Origin of the sequence: Apilactobacillus timberlakei, assembly GCF_002993965.1 — a bacterium.
Taxonomy (GTDB): Bacteria; Bacillota; Bacilli; order Lactobacillales; family Lactobacillaceae; genus Apilactobacillus; species Apilactobacillus timberlakei.
Map to the genome: position 1 here is coordinate 151112 of NZ_POST01000003.1, position 12781 is coordinate 163892.

The window sequence follows — 12781 nt, forward strand, 5'->3', positions numbered from 1 at the left end:
AAAAATGTCCTTAAATAATTAACATATCGATAACAATTACTTTAATTATGTTAAAAGCTATAAAATGCAACACTTTAATCAAAGTTGATGATTGTATATTTTTGTATCGTTAATATAATGGTTGTTACAATCTTTTATATAGGAAAATGAAAGGAGTGTTAAGATGTCCTTCTTAGAATTAAAGAACATCCAAAAATCATACTACTTAGGAAAAGATGAATTTAAAGTCTTAAAAGGTATTGATGTAGCGTTTAACAAAGGTGAAATGATTTCCATCCTAGGTGAATCTGGTGGTGGTAAATCAACCCTCATGAATATTATTGGTGGATTAGATAGCAAATATTCTGGTGATGTGTTACTAAATGGTAAATCTTTAAAACATGAAACTGACAAACAATTAGATGAATATCGTCGTAATACCATCGGTTTTATTTTTCAAAGTTTTAATCTAATCAGTCATTTAACACTCCTAGATAATGTAATGGTACCATTAGAAATGACCAAATTATCGAAGAGTGATCAACGTAAAAGAGCAGAAGAATTACTAACCAAAGTTGGTTTAAAGGAACATATGCATAAACATCCTAACCAATTATCAGGTGGACAAAAGCAACGTGTTTCAATTGCTCGTGCATTAGCTGGCGATCCAGAAATGTTAATTGCCGATGAACCAACAGGCGCATTAGACCCACAAAACACTGAAGAAATTCTTCAAATTCTAGAAGATATTGCCAAAGAAGGTAAATTAGTCTTAACTGTTACCCACTCAGATAAAGTTGCAGCATACGGAACTCGTATTGTACACATGACTGACGGTAAAATTGATCAAGACAAAAATCTTCGTGATAAATTTCCAGAACAACAAGATAAAACTTTAGAATCTAAATCCTTATCATTTGGTTCTACATTAAAAATGACTTGGGATAATTTAAAGTATAATTTAAAACGTAATTTATTAATCATCTTTGGTGGAATGATTGGAATTTTCTCCGTTATTTTCATGCTTGGTTTAGGAAATGGAGTTCGTGGTTATATTAATCATGAAATATACTCGCAAGTAAATCCTAATAGTGTGCAAATTCAACATAAAGATTCAAATAATCATTCATCATTTAAGGAATCGGATATTAATCGAATTAAAAATGTTAAAGATATTTCTTCTGCTGAAAAGGGATATGCTTCGAGTGGTATTCAATTTAAATACGGTAAGAAAAATGCACAAAGTCAAATGTTAACAACCAGCGCTTCTACCATTAATAGTAGTAATATCAAAAAAGGTACTACTCCCAAAGATAATGAAGTACTAATTAATAAAACAACCGCACAAAGTTTGAATAAAAAAGACTATAAGTCATTAGTTGGTAAAAAAGTACAAACTACTTTTACTGCACAAAAAGACGGCCGTCCATTCCCAGTAACTAAAGATTTTAAGATTGCTGGAATCTATGATTCACAATCTCCGCTTGTAATTACAACCTATAACACTGTAAAAAAGGCATTGAATGATAATAAAATTAAGATGACCACTACCTTTATTGATGCCAAAATTAAGGGCGGTGTCGGTAACGTTACTCCAGTACAAAACAAGATTAACGCTATGAAAGTTAATAATAAAAAAGCATACAACGTTTCTGGTGCTGGTTCAATTATTTCTACATTGAACACTTACATTAACTTAGCTGTTTATGTATTGGCTGCAATTGCTGGAATTTCATTATTAGTATCAGCAATTATGATTATTGTTGTACTTTACATCAGCGTTGCTGAACGTACTAAAGAAATTGGGATTCTTCGTGCATTAGGTGCAACCAAGGGTAGCATTAGAATGTTATTCGTATCTCAAGCAGTCTTATTAGGAATATTCTCATCAGTACTATCAGTTATAGTTGGTTACCTATTACAATTTGGTATTAACTCTGCTGTTGATGGAGCAATTGGATACTCAATCATTCAAATTACTCCTGGCAATGCAATTTTTGGAATTGTAATCTCAATCATTATTAATTTATTAGCTTCAATTCTACCTGCAAATAAAGGTGCTAAGTTGGATCCTATTGAAAGTTTAAGTGCTGAATAAAAATAAAGGATGCTCAATTATGAGCATCCTTTTTACATTACATACCACATGTCTTTATTTATAAAATTATATATATAGTTTTTGGAATAATCATCAAAATTATGAACCCAAAATGAAATTAATCCAATCGCTTCAACTGCACAATAAAAAGCAAATATTTTCTTTCTTTTGTCATCAAAATTATCTGGATTCTTATTCAAAGATTTTTTAATAATGGATTCAAAAAAATGGACTAATTGAAAATTAAATTCAAAATCACCCTTTTCACTTAATAAAAAAGATAATAATTCATGATTATTCTCAATAATATTTAAGAATGAACGAATAAATATGTCTTGAGGTTTACCTTGTTTTAAATCTTCATTACTACAATTATTGAAAACACTATATTTAATTTTAATTTCATTTAAAATGTTGGATTCAATAAAATTAATTAAAGCAAACTTATCTTCAAAATATCGATAAAAAGTACTGCGATTAATTTGTGATTGCTTAATAATATCACTAACAGTTACTTTCTCTAATCCCTTTTCTTGTGCAATCATAATAGTACTATTGATGATGTTTTGCCTTGTTTGCTGCCTTTTAGCTTCATAATTAGCCATTAATAAATCACTACCTTAAACAAATGGATTATAAAATCTGCCGCCATCAATTTTCATAAATAAAATTCCTAGAACAACAATTAATAATGACAATAATATTGTCACATAATCATCTTTAGTAAATTTACGATTCATATACCAAGTACGGTGCTTGTTTTTGCCAAATCTACGTAATTCCATCGCCTGACTAATCGTCTGAATTTTATCTAAGCTGGATAAAATTAATGGAATTAAAATTTGTGTGGTTCCTTTCAAGCGACTAAATAGTTTTCCTTTTTCAGAAATTTCATAACCACGTGCTTGTTGTGCTAGACTAATTTCTTTAAAATCATTTTGTACATCAGGGATATATCTTAACGATAATGAAAGAGCATAACTTAATCGATAAGAAACCCCAATTTTGTTTAAACTTGAAGAAAATTCACTTGGATTAGTGGTAATTAAAAAAATTAATGAAATTGGTACCGTTACTAAATATTTTAAACCTAAGTTCAGTTCGTAAAATAATTGTTCCTTAGTAATAGTAAAATAACCTAGATTAATTAATACATGCCTAGTTCCATATAATGCAGCTCCATGATTAGGCGAAAATATAAAGACCATTACTAAATTTAATACTGCAAAAATAACAATTAATTTCACTACAAATTTAATCTGTGACCATTTAATTTGTGACTGTTTAAATGCAAAGATAGATAGTAATAATACTAAGAAAATAAAACGGTAATCATAACTAATCATCGCAATAATTGAAACTAAAATAAAAAAGATTAATTTACTAGTGCCAGTTAATCGATGCACCCAAGTATCATTGTGATCATATCCAAATAAATTACTATTCATGTTGATTATCTCGCTCCTTGCTAATTAGGTAATTTGAAAAATCATTATAATTAACATTAAAGCGCTTAGCTAAAATGCTTAAACTTGTTCTTTTTAAGTTGGCCTTAGCAAGTAGTTTTTCATCATCTAGGACTTTTTCAGGTGTATTATCACGCAAAATCTTTTGCTCACCAATAACTAAAGTTCTAGTGGAATATTCAGCCATCAAATGCATATCATGCGTAACAAATATCATGGTTAAGCCTTGTTCTTGATTTAATTCACTTAAAAAATTCATGATTTCAGTATAATGATAGTAATCTTGTCCCGCAGTTGGTTCATCCAAAATTAATAATTTTGGTGATAAAACTAACATACTAGCAATTGTTAACCGCTTCTTTTGCCCATAACTTAATGCTGAAATTGGCCAATTTCTAAATGGATATAAATTACATACTTTTAGTGCATGATCAACTTTTTCTTTGATTTGTTCTTTAGGATAATGTCTTAACTTTAGACCTAATGCTACTTCATCATAAATCATTACCTTACTAATCATTTTATCTGGATCTTGCATAATATAACCTATATCATCGGCACGTTCTTTAATGGATTTGTTCAAAAGGTTGTCACCATTAAAAGTAATTTCTCCAGTATCAGGTTGTAAAAAACCAACAATTAATTTACTTAATGTGGTTTTCCCAACCCCATTTTTACCAACTAAAGAAATCATATCACCTTTTTGGATATCTACATTTAAATTATGGAATATTTCTTTTTTACCATAAGAAAAATTTAATTTCTTAATTGATAAAATATCAGCTGAATCATTGTAACTACTAATTGATTTAGCATTAGCACTAACTTGTTTAATTCGTTCTTCAATTCCTGGACCATTAACCTTTTCAACTGAATCAATATCGGTCAAATTATCTAAATTCATTCCAATACTTCTTAGTGCTTCAATATACAAAGGTTCTCTAATACCATATCTATTTAAAATATTTTGTTTTAAAAGTGATGTAGGATTATAAATTCCAACAATTTCGCCATCATTCATTAAAATAATTTTATCAACGTCTTTAGTTAAAGACTCTTCCAAACGATGTTCAATAATGACGATGGTATTCTTTAATTCATTATGTAAATCTTGCAATAGTTGAATTGATTCACTTCCTGCCATGGGATCTAAAGCAGCCAGTGGTTCATCTAATAATAAGATTGGCGAATCATCGACTAATAATCCAGCCAAACCAGTACGTTGTTTTTGTCCCCCTGACAAACTGTTAGGTGCTTGTTTTAATAAATTATTGATTGATAATTTATTAGACCATTGATTTACCTTGGTCTGCATTGTTTKATTATCAAAGCAATCATTTTCCATCCCAAAAGCAATATCTTCAGCAACCGTTAAACCTACAAATTGATCATTAGCATTTTGTAATAAGGTCCCCACTTTTAATGAAGTATCAAATATCGACATATTATTAGAATTTCGACCATCGATATATATTTCACCAGATAAATCACCACGAAAATTTTCTGGAATTACACCATTAATCAAATTTCCTAGTGTCGATTTACCAGAACCAGAAGGACCTACTATTAATACTTTTTCGCCCTCATTAATTTGCAGATTAATATTTTTCAAAGTAGGCTCTGCTTGGGCATTATAACGAAAAGTAACATTTTTAAACTCAATCATTGTTTTTGTCATAAACTATTCCTTTTTTAAACTACCTTTTTCTACTTTAGTTGAAGCATACATTACTAATAAAATAGTCCCGATTACTCCGGTTGAAATACTATTAGTAATTGCTGAAATAATACCTTGTAAATAAACTTTATTGCTAGGTTCTGAATAAATTAATACGTCTCCAGTAGGCGCAAGTAACACCCAACCAATAATATTAATAAATATTTGATAAATGTTATATACAACTAACTTTTTTAAACCAATTTTACCATCAGCTAGTACAATGTATCTTTTTAATAATCCAATGGCAAAACCAATAAAACCAGTAGTAAATACCCACGTCCACCATGGCGCACCAAACTGAGTGAAATCAGATAATGAATGGCCAAAGAAACCTACAAAGAAGCCTACAATAGGTCCGAACATAATTGATATAAAGCCTAAAAAGCCATATGAGGTATCAATGTTAGTGTTAGGTATCCCTGAAGGAATCGAAACATATCTTTTTAATAAAAATAAAATTGCGGTCCCGATGCCAATCGCAACCACACTTTGAACACTTAATTTTTTTCTGTGCATATTTTAAGCCTCATTTACATATATAATTATGTAATTATTATAACAGCTCTACTTATAAAAAATAATTAATTTTTTTATTTATCATGTTTATAAGTCTTTAATAGCAGCCTATTTACTACCATTATTTAATGTATAAATGTTATTATTATATATAATAAAATATTTAGGGAGTGAATCAAATGCTTGCACAAGCTGATAATCCTAGTGTATTTACTAAATACCTTGAGGGATTTAAGTGGGATGAAATTCTACGTAACATCACAGACATTGTGATTGACTTAGTTTTAATTTCCATTTTCTTCTTAATTATAAGAGCAGTTGGTAAAGCTATTATTAATCGTTTATTTAGTAACTATGCTAATAAAGAAAAAAGTAATATTTCATCTAATCGCATGAAGACTCTACATTCATTATCAATGAATACCTACATATATATGTTAGTATTCTTCTGGATTTATTCTGCATTAACCATTATTGGAGTGCCAATTGGTACTCTATTAGCTGGTGCTGGATTATTCTCAGTAGCTATTGGTCTTGGTGCTCAGGGACTTGCTAGTGATGTTATTAATGGATTTTTCATTTTATTTGAAAAACAAATTAACATTGGTGACTATGTAACAATTGGTGATGTGACTGGTACTGTTTCTGAATTAGGATTAAGAACTACTAAAATTAGAAGTAATAATGATGCTTTGAACTTTATTCCTAATCGTAACATCACCAGCATTAGTAACATGTCTAAGGAACGCATGAAAGCCGAAATCAATATTCGTGTTAACCCAGATACTCCAATTACCAAAGTTATCAATGTCATGAAGGATATTAACAAAGAATATGTGCCAAAAACTAAAGGAATAATTGATGCTCCTCAATTATTAGGCACTGTTGACATGGGTGATGGAACCATCGCAGTTAAGGAATACATTCCAACTACCGACGAAACAAGATTTGATGTTCAATTCGAATTCTTACAATTATATCTAGAAGCTATTAAAGCTGCCGGTATTAAATTACCTAATAATAAAGTTATTTCTGATATTTCAAAATAACAATCAAATAGAAAAGGAATGCCCGTTTTAAGGCATTCCTTTTCTATTTGATTGAATGACGAATATTATCTAAAACTTTTTGTTGTAAATCATTAAAATAATGAGATTTTAAATAAACTAAATTGGTAACAAATTTAGGCATATTATCATCTTCTAGTTTCAATCTAACAACATTTTCAGGATAACTAACAAATGAATTAAAGAATCCTACACCAACGTTATTAGATATTAAATTCATAATGTTATTGGTTTCATTGGAACGTAAAATGATGTTGGGATGCATCCCATTCTTTTTCGTCAATTGACGAAATGATTCATTTTGAACAAAACCTTGTTTAAATAAAATAAAATCTTCATGTTTTAAATCACTAAATTTAATTGATTTTTGGTTAGCTAAGTGGTGCTTTTTTGATACATACACATAAAAAGGAATTTGATCAATTTCCTCAGTTTCAATCCGGGCATCTTCCATCGGATTAATTGACCCCAATAAGGCTAAGTCTAATTCACCGCTCTTTAATGCATCTAAAGTAGTTTCAGATCCATATTCAAAGGTAATAATATTGTTTAATAAGTTTTCTTCTTTTAAATGTTGAGCAATTTTAGGAAAATATCTTGTTTCAATAATGGGTGGTAAACCAATTGAAATCTTGTTTGATTTGAGATTGTCAATATTTTGCTTGGCCACTTCAAAATGACGAATAATAGCTTTGGCATGTTTTAACAATTGTTTTCCACTGTCGGTAACAATTAATTCACCATGCGTACGATGTCTGATAATAAGTTTAGCATCCATTTCTTTTTCTAACCTTTTAAGCGCAAAAGTAATGGTTGGTTGACTCACATTAAATTCTTCTGCTACTTTCGAAAAAATTTTTATTTCTGTTAAGCTTATAAAATATTCAAGGTCTCTTGTATTCATATTAACCACCTTTAATTGTTGTTATCACAGCATCTATTTTTGACATATAAATTATTTTTATTATAACACTAAGTTTTGACTATCAAAAAACTATGTATTATTATCAATGTATTAATTAAGAAAAGAGGTATGTACTATGACTATGGGATACAATATTTTAAATGACCCATTCAAGAATAAGGGTACTGCATTTACTAAAGAAGAACGTAAATCTTTAGGATTAGAAGGATTACTTCCTCCATATGTACAAACTTTACAAGAACAAGTAGATCAAACATACGCACAATTTCAATCAAAATCATCTGATTTAGAAAAACGTGTTTTCTTAATGCAAATTTTTAATGAAAACCGAGTATTATTCTACAAATTATTTTCACAACATGTTGTAGAATTTATGCCAATTGTTTATGATCCAACAATTGCTGAAACTATTGAAAATTATAGCGAACTATTCGTTCAACCACAAAACGCAACTTTCTTATCAATTGATGATGATTTAGATACTATTAAAACTTCATTAAAGAACGCTTCAGCTGGTCGTGACATTCGTTTAATCGTTGTTACCGATGCTGAGGGTATTTTAGGAATTGGTGACTGGGCTACTAATGGTGTTGATATCGCTGTTGGTAAACTAATGGTTTACACTGCCGCTGCTGGGATTGATCCTAGCCAAGTACTTCCAGTTGTTTTAGATGCTGGTACTAACAATAAGGAACTATTAAATGATCCTATGTATCTAGGTAATCGTCATGAAAGAGTTTATGGTGAAAAATACCATAAATTCGTAGATACTTTTGTTGAAGATGCTGAGGAATTATTCCCAGAAATGTACTTACATTTTGAAGACTTTGGTCGTGGAAACGCTGCTGAAATTCTAGATCGTTACAAAGACAAATACACTGTCTTTAATGATGATATTCAAGGAACTGGAATTATTGTTTTAGCTGGTATTTTAGGTGCGTTAAATATTTCTGGTGAAAAGATGACTGACCAGATTTACCTTTCATTTGGTGCTGGTACTGCTGGAACTGGAATTGTTTCTCGTGTTTATGATGAATTCATTCAGCAAGGGATGGATCCAGAAGAAGCTAAAAAACACTTCTACTTGGTAGATAAGCAAGGTCTACTATTTGATGATGACGAAACATTAACTCCTCAACAAAAACCATTCGCTCACAAACGTGATGAATTTGGAAACCCAGATGAATTAACAAATCTTGAAGCAGTTGTTAAGGCTATCCACCCTACTATTTTAGTTGGTACATCCACTCAACCTGGTAGCTTTACTCAAGATATTATTAAAGAAATGGCTGCTCACACTGAACGTCCAATTATCTTCCCAATTTCTAACCCAACTAAGTTGGCAGAAGCTAAAGCTGAAGATTTACTAAAATGGACTGATGGAAAAGCATTAATCGGTACTGGTATTCCAGTTAAAGATGTTGAATACAATGGCACCACCTACCAAATTGGTCAAGCTAATAATGCATTAGTTTACCCAGGTCTAGGTTTAGGTGCAATTGCATCCACTGCAACTGTACTAGACGATGAAATGATTTCTGCAGCTGCTCACTCACTTGGTGGTATTGTCGATACTGACAAACCAGGTGCTGCTGTCTTACCTCCAGTATCCAAGTTGGATCAATTCTCAACTACTGTAGCTAAGGCTGTTGCCGATAGTGCTGTAAAACGTGATTTAACTCGTGAAAAGATTGATGACGTTGATAAAGCTATCGAAAATACTAAGTGGGATCCTGAATACTAGTAAGTATCGATTCTAAGGTGATAATAAAAAATCCGCTGATTATAAATTAATCAGCGGATTTTTTATTTTTTAAAGTTAAAACTGGATAACGATATTTATAACCTAGATTGGTTTTCAAAGTTTTATACTTTTCGATTTTGCATAATAAAGAAGTTGTCCCATTAGGTAATTTATTATGATTTAAAATGACGAAGTATAAACGATTCCGATTATCTGAAACCGTTGCTTGTTTTATGTTATTTTTAGTAAAACGTTGATTAACATAGACATTTTTTAAATAATAATTTTGCCCAACATATTTATTATTGGTTAAATCTTTATATGTAATGTTTTTAGTCGTATTAACTTTATTCTTATTTTGAGCCTGATTATGTATGAAAACTCCTGTAAGCATAGTTAAAACAACTAGTATTAAAGATATAAATATAATTTTGACAGATTTTATCAAAATTACCCCCCTTCTAAAATTACTTTACTATTTCAATCATACAATATTTTGCTACATACGAAACATTAGAAATATTGTATAATGTACATAAATTATTTTAAGCATTAGAAAAGAGAACAAATTATTATATGAAAATCAGTCAAAAAATAACCGACTTTTTTAATAAGCATAGTCGGGTTCTAAAAAGTATCTATGTCATCGCAATTGTGATTTTAGTTGCGATTGCCTTTAATTCAATTCGAAAACAAGTTGAATGGAATCAAATACTACACTCATTCGGTAGTTTAACAACCACCAAAATCGTTATGCTAATTGCATTGGGATTATTATCAGTTGTCCCAATGGCTATCTATGACTATGAATATGTTAAACAAAGTCATAAAGATTTTAAAGTATCAACCATTTTGGTTAACAGTTATGTAATTAATACTGTCACCAACTTAGCCGGTGGTGGTGGCCTAATTGGTGGCAGTTTGAGAACTTACCTATTTGGTAAAGTTAAAGATGTTAAGCAAACAATTGTGCAAGTTTCGCAAATCGCTTTATTTACCCTTACTGGATTATCGATGAATGCGATTATTGTGATTATCATGCATTTTTTCTTTCAAATTAAATTAAATTTATTTTATTGGTTAGTCTTAATTGGCTTTATTGCTTATCTAATCATTTTAGTATTTTTCAGAGCTAAATCTTTAAGTCATCATGATACTATTTTGTTACTAACCGGCTCATTCTTTGAATGGATTTGTTGTTTATCATTCTTCGTATCCATTGGTTTATTTCTAGATTATCATTTCAGTATTCCATCAATTTATGCATTAGTTGCGATTGCCGGAATGATTGGAATTATTAGTTTTATCCCTGGTGGATTAGGTAGTTTTGATTCAATCATGGTTGCTGGAATGTCAATGAATGGATTAAATATAAACCAAGCATTAACTTGGCTAATTATTTATCGAGTAACTTACTATATTTTGCCATTCTTGGTAGGAATTACATTATATTTTGCAAAAGTGATTCATAATCAGTATATAAAAAAGGTCAGATCATAAAGATCTGGCCTTTTTATTATTAGTAGTAATGTTGTAATGAAATTTTTTCGCATGCTCCTAAATTATTCAAAAGGATTGAGCCAACTTGAGATGTTGAGAACATTACTAATCCACGATCCTTCTGACCATATAGATCATCAAATCCTAATGCATGGCCTAATTCATGAATAATAACGTGGTCTTTGTTGTTATCTGAAGCTTTGGCTATTCCTGAATATAGTACGATGTCACTTTTTGAAATATAGTTCATCTTAGTGCCATCTGCTAATGCAGTTGATGAATCATAATCAACATAGTTATTAGTATCACCTAAATTACCTTTTTCGTAATCTGGATTGTTAGCATCTTCTTTTGCGTTAGCATTTCCATGAACATCAACTGTTGCTGATGCATCATCGACAATTTTAAATTTAATTACGCCTAATTTATTCCAAGCTGCAACTGCATTTTGAAAGTTATCGTTTAAACTAGGATTGCCATCATATTTTACATGAATAGTTCCGTCATCGTTAATTTTTTGTTTAATGTTTAAACCTGTATTGTTGTCCTTTATAAAAGGTAAAAGATGAGTCTTTGGGTACTTAGCATTAACTTCACTAACAAAGTTTACTGATCCATCTTTTTTTACAAATTCATAATAGTTAAAATTTTTATCCTTACCAGCAGATATCTTTTTAACAATTGATTGTTGTTTAGAACTAGCTAGTGTATTTTGTGTAATGCTGTAAATTGATGTAAAAGTCAAAAGTACGATACCTAATAGTGCTAATAAGTTTTTCTTCATATATTCCTCCATATAGCTAATAGTTACAATAATTATTTAGTTATCAATATTTGAAATATACTACACTATTAATTTATATAGCACAAGACTTTTTTGCAATAAAATATTTTTAACAAGATATACTTCTATTAAACATTAAAGCTATACAAGTAAAAACACTTGTATAGCTTTAATGTTTGGAGATATTCTAATTTATTATATGTATGATAAAAAATATATTATGTATTAATTAAAGTGACAAAATCAAACAACAATTTCAAATCATACTAGCCAAAAATTTTATGTGCAAATTCTAATAAAAAAAGAGAAGCTACAATTAAGTAGCTTCTCTTTTTTGAATAAGTATTATTTCATTGCTGGTAAATGAATTGTAGTTTTTCCATCATTTACTTGTAATAAAACTAAAGTCCAACGTTTTGCTAAAGATGAAATCTTAGTCAAGTCAGAAAGTTTAACATTTTTTAAAGATTTTGTTGATTCACTAATCATTTTATTACGTTCCTTAGCAGAAGTTTTCTTAAACTCAGGATTATTTTTCATTGATTTTTCAAATACTTTTCTGAATTGCTTTTTACTCATCTTATTATCTAATACTGCAAGTAATTCCTTTTTAGTTGATTTGCCAGGCTTAGTTGTTGCTTTATAATTTTTGATTGTTGGTAATAAATCTTTCTTAAAGAAATTACTAAAATTATACATTTCATCAGCAAACTTATCAGTAGCATTATTATGATTAACAACCTTAACAGCATGTGTTTTCTTTGTGCTTGCATTAGCATTATTAATGCTATTTGAACTAAACGCAATTGGTAATAGTAGTGATACTACTGCTAATCCTTTAAATAACTTTGACTTAATACTCATATGTAATCACCTCATAATTGATATATTTATAGATTAACATAAATGATTAAAATTCCAATAGTATATTAACATTAGTTTTTAATAATAAAAAAATAGTTATCTGAATAACTCAGATAAC

The 12781-nt window shown here is 29.6% G+C and carries 12 protein-coding genes; 4 read left to right on the plus strand and 8 right to left on the minus strand.

Translation table 11 applies throughout. The features are described 5' to 3' along the window. Positions 1 to 163: 163 nt before the first annotated feature. Positions 164 to 2077, plus strand: coding sequence for an ABC transporter ATP-binding protein/permease (locus tag C7N71_RS04595; protein ID WP_105987960.1), 1914 nt, complete (start codon positions 164 to 166; stop codon positions 2075 to 2077). Between the two features lie 32 nt (positions 2078 to 2109). Here C7N71_RS04595 and C7N71_RS04600 read toward each other — a convergent pair whose 3' ends face one another. Genes C7N71_RS04600 through C7N71_RS04615 form a run of 4 tightly spaced genes read right to left on the minus strand, consistent with a single transcriptional unit; the run spans position 2110 to position 5779 of the window. Next, positions 2110 to 2682: a TetR/AcrR family transcriptional regulator gene (locus tag C7N71_RS04600; protein WP_105987961.1), complete on the minus strand. Its 573-nt coding sequence runs from the start codon at positions 2680 to 2682 to the stop codon at positions 2110 to 2112. A 15-nt stretch (positions 2683 to 2697) separates the two neighbouring features. Next, positions 2698 to 3525 carry an energy-coupling factor transporter transmembrane component T family protein gene (locus C7N71_RS04605; RefSeq protein ID WP_105987962.1) on the minus strand — a complete coding sequence of 276 codons (828 nt, stop codon included), beginning with the start codon at positions 3523 to 3525 and terminating at the stop codon, positions 2698 to 2700. Then, a complete protein-coding gene (locus C7N71_RS04610; protein ID WP_105987963.1) occupies positions 3518 to 5221 on the minus strand; it encodes an ABC transporter ATP-binding protein in 1704 nt (567 codons plus the stop codon). Before C7N71_RS04610 ends, C7N71_RS04605 begins: the two co-directional genes overlap by 8 nt. A gap of 3 nt (positions 5222 to 5224) precedes the next feature. After that, the gene (locus C7N71_RS04615) at positions 5225 to 5779 is read right to left on the minus strand and encodes an ECF-type riboflavin transporter substrate-binding protein (RefSeq protein WP_105956771.1); all 555 of its coding nucleotides are present in this window, start codon (positions 5777 to 5779) and stop codon (positions 5225 to 5227) included. Positions 5780 to 5958: 179 nt separating this feature from the next. On the opposite strand from C7N71_RS04615, the gene C7N71_RS04620 reads away from it, so the two are divergent. Then, entirely contained in the window at positions 5959 to 6828 is an 870-nt protein-coding gene (locus C7N71_RS04620) for a mechanosensitive ion channel family protein (protein WP_105987964.1), read from the plus strand. Between the two features lie 43 nt (positions 6829 to 6871). Here C7N71_RS04620 and C7N71_RS04625 read toward each other — a convergent pair whose 3' ends face one another. Further along, a complete protein-coding gene (locus C7N71_RS04625; RefSeq protein ID WP_105987965.1) occupies positions 6872 to 7750 on the minus strand; it encodes a LysR substrate-binding domain-containing protein in 879 nt (292 codons plus the stop codon). A 136-nt stretch (positions 7751 to 7886) separates the two neighbouring features. On the opposite strand from C7N71_RS04625, the gene C7N71_RS04630 reads away from it, so the two are divergent. Continuing rightward, entirely contained in the window at positions 7887 to 9515 is a 1629-nt protein-coding gene (locus tag C7N71_RS04630; RefSeq protein ID WP_181399357.1) for a malolactic enzyme, read from the plus strand. A 46-nt stretch (positions 9516 to 9561) separates the two neighbouring features. On the opposite strand, the gene C7N71_RS04635 is transcribed toward C7N71_RS04630, so the two are convergent. Continuing rightward, entirely contained in the window at positions 9562 to 9963 is a 402-nt protein-coding gene (locus tag C7N71_RS04635) for a hypothetical protein (protein ID WP_105987966.1), read from the minus strand. A gap of 128 nt (positions 9964 to 10091) precedes the next feature. On the opposite strand from C7N71_RS04635, the gene C7N71_RS04640 reads away from it, so the two are divergent. Continuing rightward, positions 10092 to 11015: a lysylphosphatidylglycerol synthase domain-containing protein gene (locus tag C7N71_RS04640; RefSeq protein ID WP_105987967.1), complete on the plus strand. Its 924-nt coding sequence runs from the start codon at positions 10092 to 10094 to the stop codon at positions 11013 to 11015. Between the two features lie 19 nt (positions 11016 to 11034). Here the strand turns inward: C7N71_RS04640 and C7N71_RS04645 are convergent, their stop codons facing one another. Both C7N71_RS04645 and C7N71_RS04650 read right to left on the minus strand, forming a co-directional pair. Beyond that, positions 11035 to 11799, minus strand: coding sequence for a M57 family metalloprotease (locus C7N71_RS04645; RefSeq protein WP_105987968.1), 765 nt, complete (start codon positions 11797 to 11799; stop codon positions 11035 to 11037). Between the two features lie 345 nt (positions 11800 to 12144). Beyond that, on the minus strand, positions 12145 to 12663 hold the full coding sequence (locus C7N71_RS04650) for a hypothetical protein (protein WP_105987969.1): 519 nt from the start codon (positions 12661 to 12663) through the stop codon (positions 12145 to 12147). Between the last annotated feature and the right edge of the window lie 118 nt (positions 12664 to 12781).

Coding starts and splice junctions, on each gene's coding strand:
- C7N71_RS04595 (WP_105987960.1), top strand. CDS start 164: ATGTCCTTCTTAGAATTAAAGAACATCCAAAAATCATACTACTTAGGA.
- C7N71_RS04600 (WP_105987961.1), bottom strand. CDS start 2,682: ATGGCTAATTATGAAGCTAAAAGGCAGCAAACAAGGCAAAACATCATC.
- C7N71_RS04605 (WP_105987962.1), bottom strand. CDS start 3,525: ATGAATAGTAATTTATTTGGATATGATCACAATGATACTTGGGTGCAT.
- C7N71_RS04615 (WP_105956771.1), bottom strand. CDS start 5,779: ATGCACAGAAAAAAATTAAGTGTTCAAAGTGTGGTTGCGATTGGCATC.
- C7N71_RS04620 (WP_105987964.1), top strand. CDS start 5,959: ATGCTTGCACAAGCTGATAATCCTAGTGTATTTACTAAATACCTTGAG.
- C7N71_RS04625 (WP_105987965.1), bottom strand. CDS start 7,750: ATGAATACAAGAGACCTTGAATATTTTATAAGCTTAACAGAAATAAAA.
- C7N71_RS04630 (WP_181399357.1), top strand. CDS start 7,887: ATGACTATGGGATACAATATTTTAAATGACCCATTCAAGAATAAGGGT.
- C7N71_RS04640 (WP_105987967.1), top strand. CDS start 10,092: ATGAAAATCAGTCAAAAAATAACCGACTTTTTTAATAAGCATAGTCGG.
- C7N71_RS04645 (WP_105987968.1), bottom strand. CDS start 11,799: ATGAAGAAAAACTTATTAGCACTATTAGGTATCGTACTTTTGACTTTT.
- C7N71_RS04650 (WP_105987969.1), bottom strand. CDS start 12,663: ATGAGTATTAAGTCAAAGTTATTTAAAGGATTAGCAGTAGTATCACTA.